Annotated in this window: 19 protein-coding genes; 5 read left to right on the plus strand and 14 right to left on the minus strand. The window is 45.0% G+C overall.

Translation table 11 applies throughout. From position 1 onward, the window contains the following. Positions 1-196: 196 nt before the first annotated feature. The 3 genes from JGK39_RS26275 to JGK39_RS26285 all read left to right on the plus strand — a co-directional run bounded on the left by JGK39_RS26275 (position 197) and on the right by JGK39_RS26285 (position 3,970). Positions 197-3,061, plus strand: a complete 2,865-nt coding sequence (locus JGK39_RS26275; RefSeq protein WP_293297903.1) for a zinc-dependent metalloprotease — start codon at positions 197-199, stop codon at positions 3,059-3,061. A gap of 157 nt (positions 3,062-3,218) precedes the next feature. Beyond that, positions 3,219-3,647: an element excision factor XisH family protein gene (locus JGK39_RS26280; RefSeq protein ID WP_293259539.1), complete on the plus strand. Its 429-nt coding sequence runs from the start codon at positions 3,219-3,221 to the stop codon at positions 3,645-3,647. Then, positions 3,623-3,970, plus strand: a complete 348-nt coding sequence (locus JGK39_RS26285; protein ID WP_293259542.1) for a XisI protein — start codon at positions 3,623-3,625, stop codon at positions 3,968-3,970. Before JGK39_RS26280 ends, JGK39_RS26285 begins: the two co-directional genes overlap by 25 nt. A 50-nt stretch (positions 3,971-4,020) precedes the next feature. Here the strand turns inward: JGK39_RS26285 and JGK39_RS26290 are convergent, their stop codons facing one another. From JGK39_RS26290 to JGK39_RS26310, 5 genes are all read right to left on the minus strand, one after another. Next, positions 4,021-4,803, minus strand: a complete 783-nt coding sequence (locus JGK39_RS26290; RefSeq protein ID WP_293259545.1) for a DUF4058 family protein — start codon at positions 4,801-4,803, stop codon at positions 4,021-4,023. A gap of 85 nt (positions 4,804-4,888) precedes the next feature. Beyond that, positions 4,889-5,212, minus strand: coding sequence for a hypothetical protein (locus JGK39_RS26295; RefSeq protein WP_293259548.1), 324 nt, complete (start codon positions 5,210-5,212; stop codon positions 4,889-4,891). Between the two features lie 87 nt (positions 5,213-5,299). Then, a complete protein-coding gene (locus JGK39_RS26300; RefSeq protein WP_293297900.1) occupies positions 5,300-5,506 on the minus strand; it encodes a hypothetical protein in 207 nt (68 codons plus the stop codon). A 138-nt stretch (positions 5,507-5,644) separates the two neighbouring features. Then, positions 5,645-7,849, minus strand: a complete 2,205-nt coding sequence (locus JGK39_RS26305) for a tetratricopeptide repeat protein (RefSeq protein ID WP_366516006.1) — start codon at positions 7,847-7,849, stop codon at positions 5,645-5,647. Further along, positions 7,849-8,331: a hypothetical protein gene (locus JGK39_RS26310; RefSeq protein ID WP_293297897.1), complete on the minus strand. Its 483-nt coding sequence runs from the start codon at positions 8,329-8,331 to the stop codon at positions 7,849-7,851. Before JGK39_RS26310 ends, JGK39_RS26305 begins: the two co-directional genes overlap by 1 nt. 39 nt (positions 8,332-8,370) lie before the next feature. Between JGK39_RS26310 and JGK39_RS26315 the strand changes: the two genes are divergently transcribed. Further along, positions 8,371-8,604, plus strand: coding sequence for a hypothetical protein (locus tag JGK39_RS26315; protein ID WP_293297894.1), 234 nt, complete (start codon positions 8,371-8,373; stop codon positions 8,602-8,604). A gap of 188 nt (positions 8,605-8,792) precedes the next feature. Here the strand turns inward: JGK39_RS26315 and JGK39_RS26320 are convergent, their stop codons facing one another. The 7 genes from JGK39_RS26320 to JGK39_RS26350 form a co-directional block, all read right to left on the minus strand. After that, positions 8,793-9,023 carry a hypothetical protein gene (locus JGK39_RS26320; RefSeq protein WP_293208071.1) on the minus strand — a complete coding sequence of 77 codons (231 nt, stop codon included), beginning with the start codon at positions 9,021-9,023 and terminating at the stop codon, positions 8,793-8,795. 118 nt (positions 9,024-9,141) lie between these two features. Then, entirely contained in the window at positions 9,142-9,384 is a 243-nt protein-coding gene (locus JGK39_RS26325) for a DUF4926 domain-containing protein (protein ID WP_293297891.1), read from the minus strand. 58 nt (positions 9,385-9,442) lie between these two features. After that, the gene (locus JGK39_RS26330; RefSeq protein ID WP_293259563.1) at positions 9,443-9,643 is read right to left on the minus strand and encodes a DUF2283 domain-containing protein; all 201 of its coding nucleotides are present in this window, start codon (positions 9,641-9,643) and stop codon (positions 9,443-9,445) included. Then, positions 9,633-9,842 carry a DUF433 domain-containing protein gene (locus JGK39_RS26335; RefSeq protein ID WP_293259566.1) on the minus strand — a complete coding sequence of 70 codons (210 nt, stop codon included), beginning with the start codon at positions 9,840-9,842 and terminating at the stop codon, positions 9,633-9,635. Before JGK39_RS26335 ends, JGK39_RS26330 begins: the two co-directional genes overlap by 11 nt. Before the next feature lie 96 nt (positions 9,843-9,938). Continuing rightward, positions 9,939-10,178: a hypothetical protein gene (locus JGK39_RS26340; protein WP_293259568.1), complete on the minus strand. Its 240-nt coding sequence runs from the start codon at positions 10,176-10,178 to the stop codon at positions 9,939-9,941. A gap of 208 nt (positions 10,179-10,386) precedes the next feature. Continuing rightward, a complete protein-coding gene (locus tag JGK39_RS26345) occupies positions 10,387-11,364 on the minus strand; it encodes a heme o synthase (protein ID WP_293259570.1) in 978 nt (325 codons plus the stop codon). Positions 11,365-11,473: 109 nt separating this feature from the next. Next, the gene (locus JGK39_RS26350; protein ID WP_293259572.1) at positions 11,474-12,388 is read right to left on the minus strand and encodes a heme A synthase; all 915 of its coding nucleotides are present in this window, start codon (positions 12,386-12,388) and stop codon (positions 11,474-11,476) included. Between the two features lie 736 nt (positions 12,389-13,124). Between JGK39_RS26350 and JGK39_RS26355 the strand changes: the two genes are divergently transcribed. Continuing rightward, positions 13,125-14,555 (plus strand): ABC transporter substrate-binding protein, encoded by a 1,431-nt coding sequence (locus JGK39_RS26355; protein ID WP_293297887.1) that lies wholly within the window; start codon positions 13,125-13,127, stop codon positions 14,553-14,555. Positions 14,556-14,627: 72 nt separating this feature from the next. On the opposite strand, the gene JGK39_RS26360 is transcribed toward JGK39_RS26355, so the two are convergent. Further along, positions 14,628-15,011 (minus strand): hypothetical protein, encoded by a 384-nt coding sequence (locus JGK39_RS26360; RefSeq protein WP_293259574.1) that lies wholly within the window; start codon positions 15,009-15,011, stop codon positions 14,628-14,630. Between the two features lie 201 nt (positions 15,012-15,212). Beyond that, positions 15,213-17,717: a cellulose synthase catalytic subunit gene (locus tag JGK39_RS26365; protein ID WP_293259576.1), complete on the minus strand. Its 2,505-nt coding sequence runs from the start codon at positions 17,715-17,717 to the stop codon at positions 15,213-15,215. Positions 17,718-18,050 lie beyond the last annotated feature (333 nt).

Raw genomic sequence — 18,050 nt, forward strand, 5'->3', positions numbered from 1 at the left:
GAGGACTAAAGTCCTCACTACAAACCACACTGAAATAGGTTTGTAGTGAGGACTTTAGTCCTTATCAAAATCCGAGGACTAAAGTCCTCACTACAAACCTCGATTCTCATTTAACTCATAACTCATGTAATTCAAAGCGTTGCGAGTGGGACGCCACAATCTCAAAACTATTCTTTCCTGCGGGTGGATACTAAACATGAAAAAATTGATATTTCCTAAAAATAGCCACAATCAACAGAATATCAAAAAATCCCGAAAAAATCTGCCTTTGATATTTTTCATATTATCTCTAGCATTTTTCCTGTTTAGTTTGTATAAAGGTTTATTTTTACCTTTTGCTTTATCAACTCCGCCGCCCAGCACTGAACAGCAACCTTTGCAACCCTTCGAGCAAGTTGTCAAAGACGCGCAAAAATTTGAAGGATTGTTTACCCTTTACCGCAATCCAGCAACTAATAAAGTTTATCTGGAAATTAAACCGCAACAACTCGATAAAAAGTTTCTGTGTTTCGTGACATTGGCATCGGGTTTGGGGGAAGGGGGAATTTTGAGCGGATTGCCGATCGGCGATTTCTTGTTTCAACTGCGGCGAGTCCAAAATAACGTGCAGTTTGTCATACCGAATATCAATTTTCGCACCCGTCCGGGCGACCCGCAAGCGGGTTCGGTGGCAAGGGCTTTTAGCGAGTCGATTCTCTATTCTTTGCCGCTCAAAAGCCTTCATCCGCAAAGGCAAACTCTGCTGATCGACTTAGGCGATTTGCTGATGAGCGAAAAGCGCGATTTACCGGGGGTTAAAGCGATTTTACCGGCGATTTTGGGCGCTGCTTACTCGATCGATGAAGAGAAATCTTATTTTAAAGATGTGAAAGCGTTTCCGCTGAATGTCGAGATTGCTTCTATTTACGGTTTTTCCAGCGATAATGACAGTGCAGTTAACTATTTACCTTCGATTCCTGACAGTCGGGCTTTTAACCTCCGCATTCACTACAGTTTCTCGGAAGTGCCGCTCAATAACGGCTACCGCCCCAGACTTGCAGATGAGCGTGTGGGCTATTTTCTGACAGCATATAAAGACTTTTCGGACAAAAGCAGCCGGCAGCCTTTTGTGCGCTATATCAATCGCTGGCATTTGCAAAAGCAAATCCCGACGGCGCCGATGTCCCCACCAGTGCAGCCGATCGTCTTTTGGATTGAAAACAATGTCCCTCTCGAATACCGAAATGCAATTCGCGAGGGCATTTTGGAGTGGAACAAAGCTTTTGAAAAGGCGGGTTTTACTGAGGCTATTCAGGTCAAACAAATGCCGGACAATGCTAAATGGGATCCGGCTGATGTCCGCTACAATACTATTAGGTGGTCGAGTTCTTTTGAGTCAGATTTTGCCGGACTCGGGCCGTCTCGCACTAACCCGCTGACTGGGGAAATTTTGGATGCTGATATTTTGTTGGATGCTAATATTGTCCGGCTAATCAAACAGGGATATCGGTCTTTGGTGGAACAAAATCGATCGCTAGCGAGGAGTTTTCAAGGCCGCAACGGCTCTAATACCAATCCCTGTCAGTTCGGGATGTATTCTCGCTATTTGCCGATGCTCGAAAATGGGGATTTAGGAAAAAACAGCGGGGAAAATTCTCAAGGTGGAATTGCTGATGATTTGCCCACTTTGGTGGAAAGGTACCGAGAGCAAAAGCGAGATCCTTTGTCGCGCTTGATTTCGAGTTCGGATATGTGTTTTGGGTTGGAATCGAGCCGGCAATTTGCAATTGGGGCAATGTCGATGGATCTGTCGGACAATGCAGCGCCTAGCAGTCGGGCGATCGAGAATTATGTTAATGATTACATCCGAAATTTGACGGCGCACGAAGTCGGTCACACTCTCGGTTTGAGGCACAATTTTCACGGCAGTACGATGCTAAAATCGGAGGATTTGAACAATACTGAGGTAACTCGCGCGCAAGGTATGGTGGCGTCGGTGATGGATTATGTGCCGATTAATTTGGCACCTCCGGGAACTGTACAGGGCGATTATTATCCAACCATTGTAGGGCCTTATGACGATTGGGCGATCGAGTACGGTTACAAAGTTCTTGGCGGCGCCAACCCCAACAGCGACTTACCAGCGCTGCAACAAATTGCCAGTCGCGCGGGGGAACCGCAATTAGCTTATGCGCCGGATGAGGATGCTGTTGACAATCTCGATCCCGCTGCGAATACTTTCGATCTCAGTAACAATATGCTGAGGTACTCGCAATGGCAATTGGATAATGCTAAGGCAATGTGGAAGCGTTTAGAAAAGCGAATTCCGGTTGGGGAAGACGGTTATAACGAACTGCGGGTGATGTTTGATTCGGTGTTCGGGTATTATTTTCAGCAGGTGATGAATGCTACTTTGTACGTGGGCGGACAGTCGTTTAGTCGGATTCGCCCGGGAGATATTAATGCGAAATTGCCGTTTGTGCCGATCGCCCTGGCGCAGCAGCGAGAAGCTTTGGCTACACTGGACAAGTACGTATTTGCAACCGATGCGTTTAGTTTTGCCCCGGATTTGCTGAATAAATTAGCGCCGGCGCGCTGGGAGCACTGGGGAAGTCCGGCTTTGGTGTTTCCTCTAGATTACCCGATCGGCGATCGAATTACTTTTATGCAGCGATTTGTGCTGCGAGTTTTGCTATCTCCGGTGCGCCTGACTAGGCTGCGGGATGCGGAGTTAAAATCTGCCTCGGAAAGCGCTTTGAAATTGCCAGAATTGTTCGATACTTTGCAAAAGGATATTTGGAAAGAGGTTTTGCAGCCGGAAAAGAAGATGCAAATTTCGACTTTTCGGCGATCGTTGCAGCGGGAACATTTGGCAATTTTAATCAGAATGGTGCTGCGAAAAACCAGTGTTCCTGAGGATGCGCGGACTCTGGCGTGGTACGAGTTGCGGCAGTTGCGGGAGGATTTGAGCAAGAGTATTCGCAACTTGGACAAGAATGCGGATGCTTATACGCAGTCTCATTTGGAGGAAACGCGCGATCGAATTTCTAAGGTTTTGAACGCACAGATTCAATCGAATTAATTGGGTGTCCAGAAACCGGGTTTTTTACGATAATATTTCGTTGCAGCCCGCAGATTTCGTAAAAACCCGGTTTCTTAGAATCTGAGTCAACTTAAAATAATTCGGAACTTGCGTCGTATACGATAGATATACAGGGAACCTAAACAGAACAGCCCTTATGCCTGCCAAAGACCTTTATCACGATACTGTCTGCACCGCCCTTATCAAAGACGGTTGGACAATTACCCATGACCCGCTTATTCTCAAAATTGGAGCCCGATCGGTTTTTGTCGATTTGGGAGCGCAGAAACTAATTGCGGCTGAACGAGGGTCTGAAAAAATTGCGATCGAGATCAAAAGCTTTCTGGGAGCTTCGCCCATTCATGACCTCGAAAATGCTTGGGGGCAGTTCTTTATGTACGCCCGAACACTGCAAAGACGGGAGCCGGCTCGTCGTCTTTACCTCGCGGTTAATCGCAACACTTTTGAGAAGTTGTTTAAAGAAGAAGCTGGGCAATTGCTGCTAGAAGAACCAGGTTTTCGGATGATAGTTTTTGACTCAAACACGGAGGAGATTATCCAATGGCAACCGCAAATCAACCCCTAGATCAATGGCGTGAAACGTTGGAGCAAATTCTTCAATATTATGCGGATATTCCTTACACTTATGGAGATGTGATTACCTATTTGGTTGTCAGCCGCGATCGCAATCATTTTATGCTGATACATGAAGGTTGGGAAAATCATCTGCGAGTTCATGGTACTGTGGTTCACGCTGAAATTCGCAATGACAAAATTTGGATTCATTATGATGGCATTGAAGACGGCATCACTGACGAACTCGTTGCGGCTGGCGTACCCAAAGACCACATTGTTCTTGCTTTCCATCCACCGGAAGTCCGAGAGTATACTGGATATGCGATCGCATAGCTTTTCGCCTTGACCAAGATTTTAGACAATATCAGCTTGGTAGCACACATTCACGATCGCCCATCGATTGACAAAACGTCCGTCATCTCTGATTTTAACCAAGGGGATGGTGGATTGCTGTTGTAATCGATGAAATAATCGTATCCCAATTGCTCGTACAGTTCGTCAACCAGCGATTGCAAGTCCAATATCGGTTCTGAATCTTCCGATCGCAAAGGCAACAAAAATGCCGGAATGCGATCGCCCAAGTTAAAGGGATACAAATCGGAGATTGGACGAGTTTGCGATCGGCTAATCAGGATGCGATAGTGACTCTGAATATCGCCAGTTTCTATAGGCAAGGGAATACCTTCGCGCAGCAAGTCAATTTCAACCAAATGGGTGAGGCTCTCTAAAATTTTCTGTCGTTTTGCGATATATTTTTTACGACCATCTCCGTATTTATTCGCAGGCGAAAGCACTTCGATCGCCGTCACCACTTCTTGAGTTGCAGCATCTTTGACTTCGATATAGGATTGCTGAATTTCTTGGAACACTGGAACTGTTACTTTAACGGGTTCGGGCAGTGGGCAAACAGCAATAGATCCTTCAAGAGGGTTTGTATTCGCTGGTGTATTTCTTCGGTTCTGCTGCACGCCAACATCTGGTCTACCAATTGCAATTGCTGTCGAACCTGCGATTTTATACACCCATTTATCCGTTACCACGCGATATTTTGGAACGAGTCTGGGGACTAACGATCGAGCAATTGCTGCAACCAATTGATTGTGGAAATCCGACCAATACTCTGGTTGTTCGAGGTAGGGATTCATTCCCAAAAATGGATTTGGCATGGGAAACTCTCCCGATTTCTGTGGTACTTCATACCATTGTATCAATAAGTTATTGAGTAGATATACTTTTTGTGCTTAGATTTCTTCATGGGTGTTGTAGAGATCGATCGAATAATTGCGTCTTTGGCAAAGGTTTACCCTCATCTAGCATCGATACTGAATAATCAACGATATCGGGATGAGGATTGATGCCAAGGGTCTGCATGAGGTCTGTCAGAGGTTGGTTGCGGAAGGTTGCGAGTTGAATTAAGGCTTGAATGCGGGTAACGTTGAGTTGTTCAAGGCGATCGCTCATTTGGATCAATTGTTCGTGTTCTTCGGGAGTCAGGGTTTCGGCCTGACGCTTGGCGATGAGGGCATGGTATTCTTCCCAGGTTTGTGCACAAAAGCCGATGTTAATGGTGGTCATGGTTATCTTGGCAGTAACATCTATTTATCATTTTAGCGATCGGGCTTTCACCTTATCAAAAACTCGATCGCCTGCGACTTATCGGTTTTACTGTCCGCGTCCTGGTTTGCAATCTACGAAACCTAATGCTTCTGTGTCGAGAAAACTGGCGATCGCCATTTCGATCACCGCTGCGATCGGATATTCAATTTCCGCAGCACGCGCGATCAAAGCCACTTTAATTCGTTCTGGCAAACGTCCCAAAATAACTTCGGCATCAGCAGGAGAAAGTTGTTCTTGAAGTTTGGCTTGCATGGCATTCACCTTTGGGTTGGAATTTGAACGTTGTACGGAGGTTCAGTGGCTCTTAGAATGATGGCTTCTAGCTCCAATAGTAACGCAGGGTTTTCACAGTGAGAGATTAATTGCATTCGCGTACAGCCTCGCGATACGTTACGGCTTCACACCCTTAATTCTCTTTATGGCTTCTTTACACTCCCACGCTTGCTGTTCCAACCCCGTCGCCTGAAACAGCTCACAGGCATGAGTGTATGCAGCAATTGCATTGGTAGATCGACGAAGCTTGACTAAAATATGCCCTGAGTTAAACCAGGCACGGGCTTCGCCGAGGCGATCTTTAATAGCTTGAGTAATTTCTAAATATTGTTTGAGAAATTCAATTGCCTGTTGGTAGTTTTTTAGAGATTGGTAAGCATCACTCAAACCCATGAGGGCATAGACTATGCCCTGACGATCATGAACTTCTTGCACAATCTGCAAAGCCTGTTGATGATATTTAATTGATTTCTCGTATTGTCCCAATGCTTGATATGCGTTAGCAAGCCCTCCTAATGAATAAGCTTCTCCTCTACGATCTCCAATTTCTCTAGCAATTTCCAGCCATTTTCGATGATATTCAATTGCTTCTTGGTAATATCCTAGAGCTTGATAAGAATTTCCCAGTCCACCAAGGGAATATCCTTCGTCAAACCGTTTACCCAGCTTTTGCTTAATTTCTAGAGATTGTTGATGACATTGGATTGCTTGCTGGTATTTTCCTAAAGCCTGATGGACATTGCCCATGTTACCCAAGGCATTGGCTTGTCCATAAGGTTCGTCAATTTCTCTCGCAAGTTCTAGCGCTTCCTGGTAACAATTAATCGCCTGTTCATATTGCCCGGTGGCTTGATAAGCATTGCCAAGATGTGTCAGCGCAGTAGACTCACCTCCTTGATCGCCAATTTCTCGAAATGCAATCCGACAAAGCTCATGATATTCAATGGCTTTGCAATACTCACCTAGAGCATGGTTCGCATTCCCTAAACAAGTCAAAGCCCTTCCTATATCCGCCTTTTCTTGATGCCTAGCAGTAGGCATCCACTTTTGTAGCAGTGGTTCGTATAATTCAACTCTGATGATGTTGTAACTACGTGTGTACAAGAACTCATTGCAGCCATATAAAACCTTAAAGGCTGAACTATAGTCGTTTAGAGTATAGTAGTGATAGAAAACTTCCAAATAAGAAATAATGTCTTCCAGTGTTGTCCAAGGTTTAGGCTTGGCTATTTCAATGTAGTAAGCAATGGCACGTTTGTGTTTGCCCGTTTGTTCCCCTGATCGCTCTTGAGCAAACCTTTGCAGCAACGGTAAAAACGAGAACTCCCATGATTTCTCAGTTGGCTCTTCTTGCAATAGCGCATACCGAGCTAGCTCCCGCAAATTCTCCTCTGTTGCCTCCGGTTGCATCGCCTTTGCCTGCGCCAACCCAAACGATCGTCGATATACGCTCAAATCCTGCCAAAGCTGCTGCAATGAAAGCGGTAACAGACTCACTGACTGCTCTAGCACCTTGCCAATACTCACCTCTGGGTCGCCTTGATGATTCCCAACGATATCTCTGAATAAATTAATATCCTGTTGACCCAAAATAAATGCCACATTTGCGGACTTTCCCCGCTTCTTTCGTAACCATTCCACTGTCAGCTTAAGCAACAGTGGATGACAGCCCGTTAGAGTCACAAACTGCTTCAAATCGGTATGTGTTCCTTGCACTTTCATTGCGTCCAGAAAGTCAAGGGCAGCTTCCTCTGATAATCCTTTGATATCCATTTCTTCTGATAGCCAAGGCAAGCCCTCCGGCTTGATTCGACTGGTGATTAGCACTCGACTATGGCCACTGCTATCACACAGTGCTTGCAAAAAAAATCTATAGGGTTGCCACCGCGTCTCATCCTTCAACAATGTTTCCAGATTGTCTAACACCAGAAAAAAGTGTCCCTGGCTCAAACGGTTCACCAAAGCCACGCTCAACTGCTCATCTGGCAAGCGCTCATCAAACTCCTGTCCTAATTGTGCTAGTATCCACCTGCCCCATTTTCCAAAACGATACGGTAGGTCAAAGTAGATCCAAAATTGATGGTTAAATCCCAGTGCTTCCTCATATAATTTTGATGCCAGAGTAGATTTACCATAACCCCCAGCAGCAGTAATGGTAATGAGACGAATAGAAGTATCATCGAGCCACTGCTTAAGTATTGTAAGTTCAGACTCGCGCCCTCTGAACAGATTAGTGTTCGGACGAGAAAAATTAAGTATGGCACTAGAAGTGAGTTGATGTCCCTCTGGTTGCCCCGAATCGCTTGGTAGCGAAGAGGCTATTACTTTTTTGCTAGTACCCTAGACCATCCTCTGAAGGTGGGGAAATATGTTTGCAGAAAATTTTCTGTATCAATTTCGGCCTCGTAGGATAGGTTCACAAATGGTGGCAGTAATGAGAGCATCCCTTTGAGTTTGGCAGCCGCAGGTGTTCCGGGTTTACTGACTTCAGCATAAATCTTTTGCAACAAATCCAGAATTTCAGGTGAGTATTGTGGATTATGTTGTAGAGGTTCGACCCGCTCCACAATCTCTACGATCACCTTCTCTGCTTCTGAATCCGTAATCTCAAACATTGCTGATCGCTCTACCAAAATCTGCCAATATTCAATTTCAAACGGGCGCATCTCAACTTTCAGGTCGTCAATTTGCAGTTTGATTGTCGCCCAATCCTCTGACCTAGCTGATGTCAAGGCATTTTCTTTACCGTCTAATTGTTTACGAAAACGGGTTAAACTCTTTTCAACTTGAGGCAGGCGATCCATTGACATATGTAAACTCCAAGGACTTTAGAACCACTGTTTTTGTTTTACTCTATCACCTGCGTAATATCCGCAGAGTTTTACAGAACTCCTGAAAATTACAGTGTTACAACTTCTCTATCCCCAAACTCACACCACGATATAATTCTGCGATCGCCATCTACGGTAACGGGCGCTGACGAATTCGATCGCCTTAAACTACATCCGTTTCAGCAATTCATCGTACTCGTCGTGTGCACCAATCCAGTACCAGTAAATACGATCGGCTTCCAATAAACCTAAAACACGATAATTGATACTGATACGAGCAGAATAAATCGGTTGCTTCTGACTGACTCGCTTGAACTGAAGACTTGGATGATAAGGATCATCCTGCCAAAGGGCATAAGCTTTATCGGCTTGTTCCTGAACTGATGCAGGAAGACTCTCTAGCCGCGTGCGAAATGACTTTGTAACACTTGATTTCATTTTTGTGTTGGGAAAACCTCATCAAGTGGAACCGTTTCTCCTCCCGCAATTTCTTGACGTACCATTGCAGCCATCTGATCCCATTGATCGTCTGTCGTGTCAGCAAAACGAGTTTCCCATTTTTGCTCGTCCTGCAACTCTGCCAAAAACCGAGCCGCGATCGCATCTTGCCGATCGGGTGGGAGTTTTTGGATTTGGGCGATCGCCTGTTGAAGGAGTTCAGTCATGATTTTGTTTGAAACCTGTATCTCTAGCTTACCTCATTTACCGCTCGAAACTCACACCTCGATCTAATTCGTCGATCGCCATTTCCAGCTCAATACTCTGTAAAGTATTATTTGTAGGCTAGGCGTAAACAGGAAGTGGCTCATAAACGAGTTGCATGAGTTTTTCTGAGGGAACGGTTTCCATTGCATAGGTATTGCCTTGAGCATCGGCAAAATCTACTAGATAAGCGCGATCGTCAAAGCTCATCAGAATAGTGCCAACTTGTCCGGGCCGGAGCAAAATTGGCCCAGAGGTGTCTTTATGGATTGCGTGAATTTCTTCGGTCAAGGCAACAACATCATACTCGTGTAACGTCATCATAGTATCCTCACTTATTAAGCTGACAATATTGCCGTGCCACCTCGATAAAGCGCATCAACTAAGTTGCGATCGTTAGTATGAGCTCTTGAGGATTAAACAGTTGACGTTTGGAGGCATTGAGAAATTCGATGCTAACTGGTTCCTCAGTTTCGTCATAACTGACAATCACGCCTCCAGGTTCAGAAATAGCATTAACTGGAAACGCATCACGTAAGATAAAAATCAGAATGTCTGCTTCTGCATCGTATTTAACTTTCATTGGGATTCTCCGCAGCGAAAGCAAACACAGCTTGTAAAGATTCAGCATTAAGCGTTGGGTAGTTTTCGATCACTTGTTGCTCCGTCCAACCTTCTGAAAATAACCCTAGAATAAACTCCACAGATAGTCGTGTTCCCTTAATTACAGGCTTACCAAGCAGAATTTTAGGATTTGAATGAATGTGTGCTTTCCAGTTCATAACCAATTCGCCTCTCTATGATTTTCATCTATTATGAGTATAGTTAAAATTCTAAAATTAACTGTGTCTTTAAAGGTTCATCAAGGATAGTGTAAGTCATGTCGATTTATTTGCCCGCCCGGCCATGTATCGATCGAAAGTTGTGTAATCTCCAGCTTCGTAATCAGCACGGGCAGCTTTAATTTCGGCAATGTCTTCTGGAGAATCTTCCTCATTCGGGAATAATTCAGCTTCCAAAAATTCCCATATCTTGTATCTTTCAGCAATTCCCAGTGATGAAATAGCTTCCAGCAGTGATTGGAATGAGATGTCTACTTTCACGGTATTCTCAGCCATCTGAACTTTCCTCCTATTTTAATTTTACACGCGGGTGGCTACAATAGTCAGCATTTAGTTTAATGATTTCTTTCCTGTTCATTTACTCTTTTTTTTACCGCAAATTAAAGCAGATTAACGCAGATGGGAGAATGACTACTGCTATTTTACCATAAACAAAACCCGCAAGGTGCGGGCTTCATTTTGACAATTGCAATTTAACAGAAGACTACATCACAACCGCACTAATTAAAGTGTGTACATTTTGCACAACAGCAGTAGTAAAGTTGTGAGTTACGGGCAAACTATCAACAACTATTCCGGCGCACAAGAGCATCAGATACAGAATAGAGTATTTAAAGAGCGATCGCGCAACAGTCTTATCTTCTGGCGCCTGCAACAGCAACCAAGCCTTTTGGGCAAAAATAGCACCGAGAAAAATAGCTGTTCCCGCATACACCGGGCCTGCTAAATTCAGCGGATAAACAAACAGCAAAGTTGCTGGAAGCATCAATAACGTGTAAATCCAAATTTGGCGGGCTGTCTCTTCGTCGCCCTCAATTACCGGCAACATCGGGACGCCTACTTCCTTGTATTCGTCGCGAATCATCATTGCTAACGCCCAAAAATGCGGCGGTGTCCACAGGAATATAATCCCAAACAGCAGCCACGCACCCCAACTCAAATCTCCCGTCACCGCAGCCCACCCAACTAGCGGGGGAATCGCCCCTGCTGCACCGCCAATTACTATATTTTGCACGCTGTGGCGCTTCAGCCAGTGGGTGTAAATTAGGACGTAGAAAACTATGCCCGACATTGCTAGCAAGGCGGCTAATAAGTTGGCGACAACTGTCAGCAATGTAAAGGAGATTGTCGCTAGGCCGATCGCAAATATCAAAGCATCCCGCTTCTTAACCCGCCCGGAAGGAATCGGCCGCCACCGGGTGCGCTCCATGATATAGTCAATGTCGCTGTCGTAGACGCAATTAATCGTATTAGCCGACGCCGAAGCCAAAGCACCTCCAGTAATAGTTGATACCAGTAATAGCGGATCGACTTCTCCTTTGGCGGCCATCCACATTCCTGCTGATGTGGTGATTAGCAGCAGCAGAATAATTCTCGGTTTTGTTAGTTGGTAGTAACTTTTCACTACTTGCGAAAAGTTTTCGTGGAGGCGAGGGCTATTGTTTGTAAGAACTTCTTGCATTTGTGATTAATTATTAGTTGTTAGTTGTCATTGGTCATTCAGTCAGCGTCGGCGGACTTCGTTTGACTCGCTTTGCGGTTTCAACCGCCGATTAATTAACGCGCCCCTATCAAGCTGATAAAACCCGATCGCGCCACGACAAAACACTAAAAGCTAGCAGAGTTCCCAGCAGTGCTGCGCCGACTGCTTGGTGGGCGACTGTCAGCGGTTCTACCTGAAGGTGCAGCCGGAAAGTTGCCAATCCCAAAACTAATTGAGCAATCAGACAAACACTCGCTAAATTCCCTAATTTTCGCAAGTTTGAATGGAGTGCTGGTTGTCGCCAAGCCATGACTGCTACTGCTAAAGTTGCTGCGGTAGCGGGTACTATACCTGCGATGTGGCTGTTCATTACAGAACACAATTCTGATGAACCAAAACATTGATGCAGCGCCCATCGCGAGCCTACTAATGCTCCTAGCAAGCTTTGCAGGTAAACTAGCAGTGCTGCGATCGAACTTACCCATGCTAATTTGCCTGTATTGCCCGTAGCTTCGTAGGGAGTCAGCATAAAACCGATCGCTAGCAGGGCGCAAAAAAACAGTAAAGCCGCTCCCAAGTGAGCAGTAACGATGTCAAATCGCAGCAGTTGCGTCACGGTGAGGCCGCCCAATATGCCTTGAAAAACTATTAGAAATACTGCACCTGCGCTCGCCCAAGGGAGCCATTTTGGCAGGCGGCTGCGGTAGAAGACAGAAAGTCCCAAAAGGGCGATCGCGCTCAAGCCAATTGCTGCTGCATCCAAACGGTGAAACCACTCCAAAAATACCTGCAAATTCATTTGCGCTGCGGGTATTAATTGACCGTAGCACAGCGGCCAGTCGGGGCAAGCAAGCCCCGCATTCATCACGCGCGTGGCGCTGCCTACTGCCATCAACAGCCAGGTTGCGATCGCAATTTTCCACACTAGGCCGCGGATAATATCTTTTGGCTGCCACTGCACTCCTGCTGCTGCGTTTGGCCGATTTAAAACTGAGTTTGCCATGAACTTTACCTTAGCCTTTGTTATCGATCGAGCTTAATTAAATATTGCGGTTTCGCTTGGACTGAGCTTAGCCGAGCTTAACACTGTTTTTCTTTGACAATCTGTCATACTTACTACCTTAGCGACTCTTTTATCTAATTACTTTGTCTTTAGATATTTTTTAACTTTCCTGTTTATATTACAAAAGATTTCAGGATTTTTGCTAAACTTCAAAAAACTTTAATCTTTCAGCACAATCCTCGATCGTGGATAACTCCCTCAGTGTCGAATTTTATTCAAAAATAAAGATATAATTAAGAAATAGTTTGTTAATAAATAATTGTGATAAGCAGTCAAAAGTGTTTAGAGCCTCACACTTTTTCAAACTGACAGTGGATACAGCCTGGTTTTTGGTATTTTTCGATCGATTCTGGTTAAATAATCATAGCTGTTGGCGATCGCACGGACAAGGCCTCATCACCTTAGTTTTTTTAATATTTCGGCTGGCTGCAACCTGTGTATTTTCGTCCATCAAACCCCGTTACTCGGTATTTCTCTATGACTATCTAAGATTATTAAAAAAATGTCAAAATATAATTAGATTGGTTTTTCTGCCTCCTGCCTCTTCCCTCTTCCCTCTTTTTACCCAATCGCATAACCGTTATAGCCTTCTTCCTTCTTCCTTCCCTCTTCCCTCTTCCTTCTTCCCTCTTCCTTCTTCCTTCTTCCTTCTTACTAAATCTAAAATTGTGCAGCCATGTCCCAAAAAAACGAAACCGCTGTTCTGATATTATCGCTCCTAATTACGATCGCGCTAGCCGGTGCAGGTATTTGGTGGCTGACAAGCCGCGGCGGCATTCCTGGAGGTTTATCACCCGAAAATCAGACGTTTTCTAAGCCCTCGACAGGGAATTCCCCGCAGTCAGAGCAGCAAATTCAGCAGCGTCTGAGTGCCGGAAAAAAACTGTTAATTTCAGAAAAATCAACAACAACTAAAGAATCAGCAGTACAGGCGATCGCATCCGGCAACTACAACGCAGCTATTACCGACTTACAAGCTTCGCTGAAAACCAATCGCAACGATCCTGAAGCACTAATTTACCTCAATAACGCCCGCACCGGCGATCGCAAATCCTACACAATTGCCGCAGCGGTTCCCATTGGCACCGATATCAATGCCGCTCAAGAAATTCTGCGGGGAGTCGCTCAAGCTCAAAATGAAATCAACCAAAAAGGCGGCATTAACGGTACTCCATTAAAAGTGCTAATTGCTAACGACGATAACAACCCAGAGATTGCCTCGCAAATTGCCAGCGCGATCGCCAATAACTCAGAAATTTTAGGAGTAATCGGGCATTTTGGTTCGGACACAACCCTAGCAGCCAGCAAGGTTTACCAACAAAATCAATTAGTAGCAATTTCTCCGACAAGTACCTCTGTGCAGCTTTCAGGAGTTGGCAGCAATATATTTAGGACTGTTCCGAGCGATAGGTTTGCAGCGAATGCTCTTTCCCGCTATATGCTGACAAAATTGTCAAAGCAAAAAGCGGCTGTATTTTTTAATTCTGCTAGCAGTTACAGCAAATCTTTAAAAGATGAATTTACTACTGCTGTTTACGGAGATGGCGGACAAATAGTATCGGAATTTGACTTTGCTAAGGGCAATTTTAATGCAGCGGAGAGTCTTAAAAGTGCGATCGCCCAGGGAGCAGAAGTCATTATGTTAGCGTCCAATTCTGCCACGATCGACCAAGCTTTGCAAGTAGTGCAAGTCAACGCTAAACGGCTCCCGCTACTAGCAGGAGACGGCGCTTACAGCGCTAAAACACTGCAAATTGGTGGCGCGGGAGCAACAGATATGGTGCTGGCTGTTCCTTGGCACATTCTCGCAGATCCGCAGTCCAACTTTCCCCAAACATCCAAACAACTTTGGGACGCTGAAGTAAGTTGGCGCACAGCTTTAGCCTACGATGCGGCGATCGCGCTAATTGTCGGTTTAGGGCGCAATCCAACTCGTGCAGGCATTCAACAAGCTTTATCGGCGTCGGATTTTTCCGCAACAGGAGCATCGGGCCCGATTCGATTTTTACCGTCGGGCGATCGCAATCGAGCAGTTCAATTAGTAACTGTTAAACCTGGAAATCGCACCAGTTACGGTTACGAATTTGTGCCGATATCTGGCTTGTAAACTATTTGCCTTTTACGAACAGGCCGGAGATGCTGTTCCACAAAAAATAAACCCGATTATTTTGGCCTTAGTTCAAAGAGGATTGACAACAAGAATACCTTTACCTGGGCCTTCGTAAATTTCAACCCTAGATACTTGTCCGCTACCGGCATAAAATGTTACTCCGGCGAGCGATCGAGATGGCATTGATTGCCAAACACCATCTGGTGAAGACACTATATTAGTTGTGAATCCATCATCCCAGGTAATTGTAATTTGGGTGAGACTCTGCTTGATTGAGCAGCCGATCATTTGTGCCTGTCGTTGATTTTGTCCGTAAAAACTACATTGACCTTTATAATTTTTAGTAGAGCTTCTTGTCTCGGCTCGAGCAACGATACCGAAAGCAGTGACAGATGCTAGGAGCAAATTTGTCACCAAAAACGCTTTATAAAACAAAGATGAATTCAGTTTCATAGGTTAGGAATTTTTACAAATATAGCTAAACTTATGTTATCAAAACATTTATATTCTGTCAATCAATTTGGGCTGTGCAAAAATGATAGATCGGATATCGAAATATTGTTTTTCGACAATTGAGGGTGGTAGGAACACGGCAGTGCCGTGTCCTGATTTATGGTAAGATTAATTCCCATGCTACCGGATTTGATATGAGCTCTAAAGTTGCGAAACTACGATCGCCCTAACCGGCCTGTTTCTCTCAAAAATAGCCCTCGGCTTCAAAGCAATTCTCAACAACAGCCACAGCGAATGCCATTCTCCGGGCGTTTCCTGGCGCTTCCACTGGCCGGGGCGACAGTACAGCATTTCGATCAAACAGCGGTGTTGGCTCATGTTTAGGCGATCGAACGCAATTCGCACAGTCGGAAATTCCGGAACACTGCACCCTGCTGTATCCTGAAAACTAGACCCCAAGCGAGATTTATCGCTAATCAACTCAATCTTAGCCACAGGAATCAAACATTTCTCTTCCATAATTTCCAGAGTCGCCGAGTCGCAATCAATCAAACGGTTGCCAAAACTGGCTTCGGTGTCCAACTCAATCACAGGCGGCGCTAGCGACATCCTCACTTTGACTGCCACGCTGCGAGCGATCGCTCTTATTTTACCCTGCGATAAACCTGTCTCAACGGCATATTTTGGCAACATCTCTGCCGCGGTAAAACTCTGTTTGCTGCCTTTACCTTTCACAGCAAAACTCGGCCGCTGTGTCAGAGCAACTTCAGCGCCACTTTCCGAAATTACTGTAGTTATTCCCCAAAAACTTTCACCGCCCACATTCAACTGCACCACTCTACGCAAATTGAACCATTCGTAAATATCCGGCTTAGGAATATCCACCAAAATTAGCAGCGCAATTCCCAGCATCAGCAGGTTGTAAGCGCTCCAAATCCAGCCCGCACTCACACCTTTTAACAAATCAGCGCTTGCTGGTATTCCCTGCAAGCTGCCAATATTTTTAACTAAATGAATGTTTAAATTATGGAACAAACCGAATGCTGTAGCTGCGAACAAGACAATTAAAGGCCATCCCAAATTCCAGTTAAAACTAAAGCGATCGCTCGCAATTCCTTTTGGCGTCACCTTAAACCCTTTCTGAAAGGGATTGAGCATGGCGCTCACCACCGTCACCGCTAAAGGAATACACTGCACGAAGGAGTAAACATCTGACAGCAAAGCCGATCGCGATTTGCGGTTCAGCCAAGAAAACACAGTAACTTGCACCAAATAGTAAGGCAGGAAAAAGTAGAGCAATTCCCGCGGATTTGTCCGCAAAGGAAGTACGCCCAGAAACGAATAAGCTAAAGGCATCAACAGAAACACAATCTTGCTCAAACTGGTAAACCAGTGCAGCAATCCTTCCAGGTGACACAGCCTTTGTACGAATCTGAGGCCGCGAATCGTTAAAGGATTGGAATCAATAAAAAATGCCTGAAGCGTGCCTCGCGCCCAGCGCAGCCTTTGAGTTAGATGGGCTTCTATATTTTCAGCAGCCAAACCAGCACTCAATTTTTCATCTAAATAAACTAAGCGATATCCGGTGGCTGAAAGCCTAATTCCTGTAAAATAGTCTTCACAGATTGAATTGGTGACAAAGCCTCCCACTGTTTGTAGCGCGCTTCGCCTCATCACAAAAGACGTGCCAGCACAAACTAGGCTATCTGCACTGTCTTTGATGATTTCAATTTGCCTGTAAAATACTTCTTCTTCCGGCACCAGCAAATTTTCTAAACCTAAATTGCGGGCGATGGGATCGTGGTTGTAAAAGCTTTGCGGTGTTTGGACGAGGGCGATTTCGGGATTCTGAAAAAAGCCAACTGTTCTTGTTAAAAAGTTTTTTGTGGGAATGAAGTCGGCATCGAAAACTACAATTAGTTCTCCATTTGTTAGGGCTGTGGCGTGATTGATGTTTCCTGCTTTGGCGTGACTGTTATCGGGTCTGGTTATATACTTGCATCCCAATTCTTGGGCTAGCAATTTGATTTCAGGGCGCTTTGTATCGTCGAGCAAATATACTTTTTTGTTGGGATAATCTAAAGCTTGACAGCCGATGACTGTGCGCCTCAAAATAAAAATTGGTTCGTTGTAAGTTGGGATATAAATGTCTACTGTTGGGGTAAAGTTTCCCTCTGCAACTGCAACTGCCATGCGATCGGCTTCTCGATGCCTGTCTTTCATTCTCAGCATTAAATACAGTTGAATGCTGCTGGTGAACACCATTAACATTTCTAGGAAAAACAGCCCCAAACTAAATATACCGTTGAGCGGATCGCTTAAATTTAGCGTAACGAGCGATCGCCACAAAACGTAGCGAATGGTTAAAGCCAAAACTATGCCAACTACCACAGCCCGCGACCATTTTTGTGGCTGGGGCGAAATTTTCATGGCTGCTAAAGCAGCCGATACCAGGGCGAAAGTCGGCACCAACAAATACATCTTGCTCGCAGCGGGTACTTGCAGCCACACAGGCGGGTTTTGCTGCCAAGTATTGATTGTGGCAAAAATACCGCTGACTGTACCTTCACCGCTAAACCAGGCTGCGGCGATCGCACCTGCGAAAGCAACTACCCCCAACACGACTAGCGTTGCCATCTGTACGTGCGAAATCCACCTAAAAAAGCGGCGTTTCAAGTCTTGAAGGTCACATCTTGAATTTCTCATAAAATTTGCAATTCCCGATCGTGCTTGCAACAGTCAGGGTTTCCTGCTGTCGGCTGTTTAATCCAGTTGAAAATTCCCACACATTCCACTTACTATATTTACATTTTTTAACATTCTGACAATTTTATGATAGTTCACTTGCTCGCTGGTGGCAAACTGCTGGGCAAGTCCAGTCCAGGCTAAGTATAACCACTGAACTTGAGATGGTGTGCGATCGAACAACAGTCATAAAATTGGTTCGTAGTGAGGACTTTAGTCCTCATAAAATTCTGCCGACTAAAGTCCACACTACAAGCGTGGTTCGTAGTGAGGACTTTAGTCCTCATAAAATTC

It is taken from the genome of Microcoleus sp. PH2017_12_PCY_D_A (assembly GCF_020738565.1).
Classification (GTDB): Bacteria; Cyanobacteriota; Cyanobacteriia; order Cyanobacteriales; family Microcoleaceae; genus Microcoleus.